At 69.3% G+C, this 9,283-nt stretch carries 7 protein-coding genes; 5 read left to right on the forward strand and 2 right to left on the reverse strand.

The genetic code is table 11. The features are described from left to right. Positions 1–3 precede the first annotated feature (3 nt). Both AC6H2I_RS29300 and AC6H2I_RS29305 read left to right on the forward strand, forming a co-directional pair. A complete protein-coding gene (locus AC6H2I_RS29300; RefSeq protein ID WP_497504327.1) occupies positions 4–948 on the forward strand; it encodes an ABC transporter permease in 945 nt (314 codons plus the stop codon). A gap of 37 nt (positions 949–985) precedes the next feature. Next, positions 986–1,882, forward strand: a complete 897-nt coding sequence (locus AC6H2I_RS29305) for a glycine betaine ABC transporter substrate-binding protein (protein WP_497504328.1) — start codon at positions 986–988, stop codon at positions 1,880–1,882. A gap of 260 nt (positions 1,883–2,142) precedes the next feature. Here the strand turns inward: AC6H2I_RS29305 and AC6H2I_RS29310 are convergent, their stop codons facing one another. Continuing rightward, positions 2,143–2,901 carry a glycosyltransferase family 25 protein gene (locus tag AC6H2I_RS29310; protein WP_497504329.1) on the reverse strand — a complete coding sequence of 253 codons (759 nt, stop codon included), beginning with the start codon at positions 2,899–2,901 and terminating at the stop codon, positions 2,143–2,145. A gap of 207 nt (positions 2,902–3,108) precedes the next feature. Here AC6H2I_RS29310 and AC6H2I_RS29315 point away from each other — a divergent pair, with 207 nt between their 5' ends. From AC6H2I_RS29315 to AC6H2I_RS29325, 3 genes are all read left to right on the forward strand, one after another. Further along, positions 3,109–3,867 carry a TetR/AcrR family transcriptional regulator gene (locus tag AC6H2I_RS29315; RefSeq protein WP_497504330.1) on the forward strand — a complete coding sequence of 253 codons (759 nt, stop codon included), beginning with the start codon at positions 3,109–3,111 and terminating at the stop codon, positions 3,865–3,867. A 130-nt stretch (positions 3,868–3,997) separates the two neighbouring features. Continuing rightward, complete coding sequence (locus AC6H2I_RS29320; protein ID WP_497504331.1) at positions 3,998–5,119, forward strand: efflux RND transporter periplasmic adaptor subunit; 1,122 nt, start codon at positions 3,998–4,000, stop codon at positions 5,117–5,119. 10 nt (positions 5,120–5,129) lie between these two features. Continuing rightward, on the forward strand, positions 5,130–8,204 hold the full coding sequence (locus AC6H2I_RS29325; RefSeq protein WP_497504332.1) for a multidrug efflux RND transporter permease subunit: 3,075 nt from the start codon (positions 5,130–5,132) through the stop codon (positions 8,202–8,204). A 24-nt stretch (positions 8,205–8,228) separates the two neighbouring features. Here AC6H2I_RS29325 and AC6H2I_RS29330 read toward each other — a convergent pair whose 3' ends face one another. Continuing rightward, complete coding sequence (locus AC6H2I_RS29330) at positions 8,229–8,675, reverse strand: flagellar basal body rod protein FlgC (RefSeq protein ID WP_497504333.1); 447 nt, start codon at positions 8,673–8,675, stop codon at positions 8,229–8,231. Positions 8,676–9,283 lie beyond the last annotated feature (608 nt).

A 9,283-nucleotide genomic window follows, 5' to 3' on the forward strand; every position in this document is an offset into this window, starting at 1 on the left:
GCCATGGATGACTTCAAGCTTCCTCTCGGCGACGGCGCGGAAGCCATCGTCGAGTTCCTGCTGGACAACGCCCAGTGGCTTTTCGATGCGATCGACAGCGTCGTCGGCGCCCTGGCCGACGGTGTGCAGGTCCTGCTCACCACGATCCCCGGCCTGATCCTGGCGGCGATCATCGTCTTCTTCAGCTTCTGGCGCCTGGGCGCGCGGTTCGCGCTGTTCGCCGGGCTGTCGCTGCTGGTGGTTCTCGGCCTCGGCCTGTGGGACGAGACCGTCGACACCCTGTCCCTGGTGCTGACGGCGACCACGGTCGCCCTGGTGATCGGGTTGCCGCTCGGCATCTGGGCGGCGCGCAGCGACAAGGTCGAGGCGGTGGTGCGGCCGGTGCTGGACTTCATGCAGACCATGCCGGCCTTCGTCTACCTGATCCCGGCGGCGATGTTCTTCGGCCTCGGGCGGGTGCCGGGCATCTTCGCGACCATCATCTTCGCCATGCCGCCGGCGGTGCGCCTGACCAATCTCGGCATCCGCCAGGTGCCGCGCGAGCTGGTGGAAGCGGGGCTGGCGTTCGGCTGCACCAGCCGCCAGCTCCTCTTCAAGGTGCAGATGCCGACGGCGCTGCCGTCGATCATGGCCGGCATCAACCAGACCATCATGCTCTCGCTGTCGATGGTGGTGATCGCCTCGATGATCGGCGCCGGCGGCCTCGGCAACGAAGTGCTGCGCGGCATCCAGCGCCTCGACATCGGCCTCGGCTTCGAGGGCGGGCTGGCGGTGGTGATCCTGGCCATCCTGCTCGACCGCCTCACCCAGAGTTTCGGCACCGGAAAGGTGCGGCCCAGCCTGCGCGAGCGGCTCGGCCTGCCCCGGAAGGCCGCCGCCCCCGAGGGGGCAGCCACCCGTCCGGCCGGCGAACGGCCGGACGTCGCCGGGGTCACGGAAGCGCGGTGATCCCGGCCGTCATTCAATCCCGAAAAAGGAGAGCGCAATGCGACGTACGTTTCTGAAGATGCTGGCGCTGGGCGCCGCGGTGGTCCTGGGCGGGGCGGTGTCCGCCGGTCCGGCTCTCGCCGCCGACGCCAAGGGTCCGGTGCGCATCGGCTGGACCGCCTGGTCCGACGCCGAGGCGGTGACCAAGCTGGCCGAGAAGCTCATCCAGGACCGCCTCGGCACCGAGGTCGAGCTGGTGCTGGCCGACATCGGCTTGCAGTACCAGGGCCTCGCCAAGGGCGACCTGGACTTCATGATGATGTCCTGGCTGCCGGTGACCCACGGCAACTACCTGGACAAGGTGGGCGAGGACATCGTTCCGCTCGGCATCCTCTACACCCGTGCCCGCCTGGGCTGGGCGGTGCCGGCCTACGTGCCCGAGGACCAGGTGAAGACCATCGCCGACCTGAAAAAGGACGCGGTGCGGGAGAAGCTTGAGGGCAAGATCCAGGGCATCGACCCCGGCGCCGGCCTGATGCAGGCCTCCGAGACGGCGATGGACACCTACGACCTGGACGACTACCAGCTGGTGTCGGCCAGCGGGGCGGCCATGACCGCGGCGCTCAGCCGCGCCGTCGACCGCGACGAGTGGATCGTCGTCACCGCCTGGAGCCCGCACTGGATGTTCGCCAAGTGGGACTTGCGCTATCTCGAGGACCCCGAGGGCGTCCTGGGCGGGCTGGAGCGTGTCCACGTCATGGCGCGCAAGGACTTCTACCAGGACCACCCCAAGGTCGCGGAGTTCCTGACCCGCATGTACCTGCCGCTGGAGGATCTCCAGGCGGTGATGCTGGAGGCCAGCAACAGCTCCTACGAGGAGGCGGTGGACAACTACATCGCCAACAACAAGGCCCGCATCGATTACTGGGTCACGGGCGAGCTGTCCCAGTCGTGACGTTCGCCACGGCGTGACGTCGAGCGTCGCAGCGCCTGCCCCCGTCCGGCCCGTCCGGGCGGGGGCATTGTGCGTCTGGCACCCCATGCCCTCGGGCGTGTTCCTGGCCATGCCCTCGGCGTGGTCCCGGTCGACGGGCGGTCCCGCTCGGACAGGGGCCAGTCCGCCCCGCCGGCCCCCTCCGGAGCCCCGACGCCCCAAGGCCGGCCATCGGTGCGCTGCCGGTGTCCGCGGACGCCGCCATGGGACGCCATGGCCGGTCAGGTGACGCCCAGCGCGATCGCCACGTTGTGCAGACGCTTGCGCACGCTGTCGCCGGCCTTCAGCGCCTTCAGCCGCAACCGCAGCAGGCGCCCGTTCGGGGCGTTGCGCCACGGATCCAAGGGGTCCCGGCCGATCGTCGATGCCACGTCGGCGCAGGTCACGGGGAACGGGTCGATGGCGAAGATGCGCAGCCCGTTGTCCCAGTAGCGGTCGATCATGCAGTCGTACTGCATGACGATGCGCTCGCCCCGGGCGAGGATCTTCGCCATGCCGCCGCGGTCGATCAGGTAGGCGGCCGAGGTGCTGGTCACGTTGTAGGGGCGGATCAGGGTGTAGGTCCCGTCCACGCGGCCGGCCGGCTTGCCCGTGCGGCGGCGCATCCCGTAGAGGCGGATGAGGTCGTATCCCTGGGGCAGGGCGAAGCACCACTCCACGACCCGCTTGAAGTCGGCGCCGGGGACCACGTCGTCCTCCAGGATCAGCACCCGCGGCTTGCCCATCTCGTAGGCCTGGCGGATGCACGCGAGATGGCTGAGGTAGCAGGCGATCTCGTTGGGCTCGAGATCGAAGAAGAAGCGGCGCAGCCGGGCGACCCGGTCGTAGCGGGCGCGTTGCGCGTCGCTGAGGCTGCGGCCGTCGATGGCGGGGAAGAAGGCGTAGGGCACGCCGCTCGCGTCGAGGGCGGCGGCCACGCGGGCGCGGCGGTCCGGCGCGCGCTCCAGGTTGATCACCCACACGTCCTGCTCGCTCAGCATGCGCCCCCCCGTGGCCGGTACCATGTCCCGTCGCGGCCGGCGCGAACGGCGGTCTGGAGTGCATCAATAGGCTGCCGCGCCGGCGCGGTCACTCTTTTCCTGCGAGGGCCGCGACCGCGGCGCCATGATCCGAACGCATGGCACGCCCGTATCCGCGTGCAACGACGGCGGTCGACAACGGCGCCGGAACCGGGTACACCGTCGCGCATGGTGAGTAAGCGCTTACTAACTGAGCAGTCGCACAAGGCGCCGGGGACGGCGTCCCCGCGCCTCGACAATTCCGGGCGGCGGACGGCCATCGTCGACGCGGCGCTCCCGCTGTTTGCCAAGAAGGGCTTCGCGGCGACCACGACGCGCGAGATCGCGGCTGCGGCCGGGGTGTCGGAGGCGCTGATCTTCAAGCACTTCCCCAGCAAGGCGGCGCTTTACGAGGCGATCTTCTCCTCCTGCCTCGACGGCGACGCGGAACTGGAGCGCCTGCTGGCGCTGCCGCCCTCGACCGCCACGCTGGTGGAGATGATCCGCGGCATGGTGGGGTTCTTCCTGACGGAGCTGCCGGACTCCCCGCCGGAGATGGCGCGCCAGCGCCTCTACGTGATGAGCCACCTCGAGGACGGCGAGTTCGCGCGCATGATCTTGGCGCGGCTGGCCGAGGTGATCCTGCCCGCCTTTTCCTCGGCCTACGAGGCGGCGCGCGACACCGGAGACGTCGTCCGCGCGCCGCTTGATGCCGCGGACGCGCTGTGGCTGTCCCATCATCTCTGCTCGATGCTGGGAAGCCAGTTCCTGTCGGGCCCCGAGGCGGCCCTGGTGCGGTACCGGGGAGCGGCGGCGGAGCACACCGTCTCCTGGTTCCTGCTGCGCGGCATGGGCCTCCGCGACGAGGCCCTGGCCCGTCATCTGACGACCGACGACCGAGCGAGCGGTCCGCGCCCCGAGGCGCGGCCCGACCGCCCAACCGAATGAGGCACGACCCGTGACGATCGACACCGAAAACCGAGGCGACCAGCGGCTCGGCCATGCGCCCGCGCCGGCGGTCGGGCCTGCCGCCCACCGCCCGCCGCCGCCCGCGCGCCGCCGGGTCTCCCGCACCTCGATGACCCTCCGCGTTGCGATCGTGCTGCTGCTGATCGCCCTCGTCGGCGGCGGGCTCTACGGGTTCAAGACCTTCCGTGACCAGGCCATCGCCGACTTCTTCGCCGGCAACGTGCCGCCGCCGACGCCCGTGTCGGTGACCCCGGCCGTCGTGCAGTCGGTTCCCAAGTACCTTCCGGCGATCGGCACCCTGGTGGCCAGCCGGGAGGTCTCGGTCGCCTCCGAGGCGGCCGGGCGGGTGCTCGAGATCCATTTCGAATCCGGCGCCCGGGTGGTCGAGGGGGCGCCCCTGGTGCAGCTCAACGACGCCACCGAACAGGCCAATCTTCTGGCCTACCAGGCCCAGGCGAAGCTGGCGACGGCCAACCTGGAGCGTTCGCGCAACCTGCTGCGCAACCAGGTCGGACCGCAGACCACGGTGGACCAGAACCAGGCGCAGCTCGACGAGGCCGACGCCAACATCAAGGCCACCGAGGCGCAGATCGCCCACAAGCTGATCCGCGCCCCGTTCGGCGGCGAGCTGGGCATCCGCAAGGTCAATGTCGGCGAGTACATCACCGCCGGCGCGGCCATCGTCACCTTGACCGACCTGTCGACCCTCTACGTCAACTTCTCCTTGCCGGAGAACACGTTGAGCCGCATCGCCGTGGGCCAGACGGTGCTGGTCGAGTCCGACGCGGCACCCGGCCGCACGTTCGAGGCGCCGATCACCACCATCGAGCCCCAGGTCAGCGCCGACACCCGGTCCATCCAGGTGCAGGCGACCCTGGACAACCGCGACCGCCAGCTTCTTCCGGGCATGTTCGCCAGCGTCCGGGTCGTGCTCCCGGCCAAGCCCGACATGGTCGTCGTGCCGGAAACGGCGGTCGACTACACCGTCTACGGCGACAGCGCCTACGTGGTGCGCGAGGAACGCGGCGCGGACGGCAAGGCGACGCTGTCGGCCCACCGGGTGCCGGTCACCGTGGGCGACCGCTTCGCGGGCAAGGTCGAGATCCTGGACGGCATTGCCGCCGGCGACCGTGTCGTGATGTCCGGCCAGATGAAGCTCAACAACGGGGCGGCGGTCGCGATCACCGACACCGACCCGCTCGCCGCACCGGCGACGCTGCCGCGCAACTGAGGACGCCACCATGGCTTTCACCGACCTCTTCATCCGCCGGCCGGTGCTGTCCGCCGTGGTCAGCGTCCTGATCATGCTGGTCGGCGCCCGTGCCCTGCTGGACCTGCCGATCCGCCAGTACCCGGAGCTGAAGAACACCGTCATCACCGTGACGACCGTCTATCCCGGCGCCTCGCCGGAACTGATGCAGGGGTTCATCACCACGCCGATCGAGCAGGCGGTGTCGACGGCCGAGGGCATCGACTACATCACCTCGTCGTCCACCCAGGGGCAGAGCGTGGTCACGGCGAACATCCGCCTCAACCTCGACCCCAACGTCGCCATGACCGACGTCATGGCCAAGGTCCAGCAGGTGAAGTACCAGCTGCCGTCCGAGGCCAACGATCCGGTGATTCTCAAGTCGACGGGCGAGACGACCTCGATCCTGTACATGGGCTTCGCCAGCACCGAGCTGTCGGAGGCGGCGATCACCGACTACCTGACCCGGGTGGTGCAGCCGACCCTGGCCACCGTCGAGGGGGTGTCGGAGGCGCAGCTCCTGGGCGGGCAGACCTTCGCCATGCGGGTCTGGCTCGATCCGGAGAAGATGGCGGCGCGCGGGATCACCCCGGCCGACGTGCGTTCGGCCATCCAGTCCAACAACTACCAGTCCGCGCCGGGGCAGGCGAAGGGCGTCTTCGTCGTCACCAACATCACCACCAACACCGGCCTGACCGATGTCGATCAGTTCCGCAACATGGTGGTGAAGGCGTCGGGCACCTCGCTGGTCCATCTCGACGACATCGCGACCGTCGAACTCGGGGCGCAGAGCAGCGACGCCAGCGTCGCCATGAACGGCAAGCGGGCGATCTTCATCGGCGTCAACGCGACGCCCACCGGCAACCCGCTGAACATCGTCGCCGACATCCGCAAGCTGGTCCCCGACCTCGAGCGCAATCTGCCGCCGGCGCTGGAGATGGAGATCGTCTACGACAGCACCCGCTTCATCCAGGCGTCGATCGACGAGGTCGTGAAGACGCTGCTGGAGGCGGTGGGCATCGTCATCGTCGTCATCTTCCTGTTCCTCGGCTCGTTCCGGGCGGTGGTGATCCCGATCGTCACCATTCCCCTGTCGATCATCGGCGCCGCCACCTTCATGCTGGCGATGGGCTTCTCCTTGAACCTTCTGACGCTGCTGGCGATGGTGCTGGCCATCGGCCTGGTGGTCGACGACGCCATCGTCGTCGTGGAGAACGTCCACCGCCACCTGGAGGAGGGCAAGAGCCCGGTGCAGTCGGCCCTGGTCGGGGCACGGGAGATCGTCGGGCCGGTCATCTCGATGACCATCACGCTGGCCGCGGTGTACGCCCCCATCGGCTTTCTCGGCGGCCTGACCGGCGCCCTGTTCCGCGAGTTCGCCTTCACCCTCGCCGGTGCGGTGATCATCTCCGGCGTCGTCGCCCTGACCCTGTCGCCGATGATGTGCTCCCTGCTGCTGACCCGGGAGATGAGCGAAGGCCGCTTCGCCCGGTTCGTCGACCGCAACTTCACGCGGCTGGAGAACTGGTACGCCCGGCGGCTGAGCGGAGCCCTGGATTTCCGGCCGGCGACCCTGCTGTTCGGCCTGGGCATCCTGGCGTCGGTCGGCTTCCTGTTCGCCAACACCATGAGCGAGCTGGCACCGGAGGAGGACCAGGGCATTCTGTTCGGCATCACCAAGGCGCCGCAATACGCCAACCTCGACTATTTCGACGCGTACGGCGCGCAGATCGACGGCGTCCTGGCCGGGTTTCCCGAAACCGACACCCGGTTCGTCATCAACGGGGCGCCCACCGCGCACGAAGGGTTCGCGGGCATGATCCTGAAGCCGTGGGACGAGCGGACGCGCTCCGCCAAGGAGGTGCAGCCGGACGCCCAGGCGGCGTTGGGCGCGGTCACCGGCGTCGACGTGTTCCTGGTGTCGCCGCCGGCGCTGCCGGGCTCGTCGGGCGGGCTGCCAATCCAGATGGTGATCGCCAGTTCCGGCGACTACCGCACGATCTTCGACGCGATGGAGCGGATCAAGACGGCGGCGCGGCAGAGCGGGATGTTCATCATCTCCGACAGCGACCTGCAGTTCAACAGCCCCTCCTACCGCATGATCGTGGACCGCGCCAAGGCGGCCGACCTCGGCCTGTCCATGTCGGTGATCGGCGACACCCTGGGGGTGCTGGTCGGCGGCAACTACGTCAACCGCTTCAACCTGAACGGACGCTCGTACGAGGTCATTCCGCAGGTGCCGCGGGCGAAGCGCCTGTCTCCCGACGATCTCGCCCAGTACTACGTCGCCGCACCGGACGGCACCCAGATCCCGCTGTCGACGGTGGTCACCATTGGAACCGAGATCCAGCCCAACGCGCTGACCAAGTACAACCAGCTGCCCTCGGCCACCTTCTCCGCCGTGTCGATGCCGGGTGTGTCGATGGGGCAGGCGGTCGATTTCCTGGAGGAGCAGGCGCGCCAGCACCTGCCGGCCGGCTTCACCCACGACTACCTGTCCCAGTCGCGCCAGTTCGTGAGCGAAGGAAACCAGCTCATGGTCACCTTCGTCTTCGCCATGGTGATCATCTATCTGGTGCTGGCGGCGCAGTTCGAATCCCTGCGCGATCCGCTGGTCATCCTGGTCAGCGTGCCGATGTCCATCTGCGGGGCGCTGTTGCCGCTGTTCCTCGGCCTGTCCACCATGAACATCTACACCCAGGTGGGCCTGGTGACGCTGATCGGCCTCATTTCCAAGCATGGCATCCTGATGGTCGCCTTCGCCCGGGAGATGCAGATCGCGGAAGGGGTGGACCGCCGCACCGCCATCGAGCAGGCGGCGCGGGTGCGCCTGCGCGCGATCCTGATGACCACCGCCGCCATGGTGGTGGGGCTGGTGCCGTTGCTGACGGCGGCCGGCGCCGGAGCGGCCAGCCGCTTCTCCATCGGCCTGGTGATCGTGTCGGGGATGCTGATCGGCACGCTGTTCACGCTGTTCGTGCTGCCGGCGGTCTACACGCTGCTCGCCAAGGACCACCACGCCGCCGCCAACTCCCACCGCATGGCGGAGATCGCGTCGCTGTCGTGAGGGGCGGCGCCGCGGCGCCGGCGGTCACACCGTGTCGTCGAGGAGACTGGTCAGCATCGCGTCGGCGGTGCGCACCACGGCGGCGTTGGCGGCGTAGGTGCGGGATGCGGTGATCTGGGTCACCGTCTCGCGCACCGGGTCGACGTTGGGGGCGGCGACCAGCCCGCGGGCGTCGGCGTAGGACGCGTCGGGGTCGTACTCGGGATGGTAGGCCGGCGTGATCGGCGTGAAGACGGCCCGCGTGCCGGCCCCGCCCGCGCCGCCCCCCTGGGCGGTCGGCACCGCCGCCACGGGCTGGTAGGGCTGCGGCCGGCCGTCGGTCGCCGCCCCGGCCACCGGGGCCGCGCCGGGGGCGTCGCCGTCGGGGAGCGCGCCGCGGCTGCGCTGGTTCGCCGTGTTGGAGGCCGAGGCCTCGACGCGCCGGGTCTGCGCGGTCAACCCGGAGAGCGCGATGTCGATCGCTGGGAGCATGGCCCGACTCTAACACAGGTGCGGGGGCGGCGCAGCCGTATCAATCCCCGGCCGGGAGACCACCACCTTCGGGATGGAGACGGGGCACCGGCCGGGGTCATGCGGTGCCAGACCCAACCATCCATGCGAGGCACCGGCACCCTCCTCGGCGCCGCCGTGGGTTCCGCACCAGCGCCTTCGTCGACGGGCAGGCCCGGACGGTGACCGGCACCGCCTGCCAGCCGCAGACGCGATGTTGCGCCGGAGGGGCGCACAACGACCGAAAAAAAGTCTTGCGTGGCAGGGGCGGGCCCGCTTATAAACCGCCTCCCGACGCGCTGGACGGTTCGCACGACGAAGCGCCGGCGCCGAGGGAAGACCAGAAGCAAAACGGCATCCATACGGTTGGCGGCGGAAACGTCGCCGGGTCCGCACGATGTCGCGGCCAAGGTCGGAAGTCCGCGGACATTGTGCGTCTGCGGCAGGGATCTTTGACAAGTGAAAACGTGATCGAGAAGGGATGCGCAGGCGGATGGGCTTGGGGTCCGGGCCACGGGAGTGGGTTGGACATTCGGGTCGTTCGCAAGACGCATCTGACAGGTAAGCGAGATATCAGAATCGAGCTTGGG

It is taken from the genome of Azospirillum sp. NS33 (genome assembly GCF_059703765.1).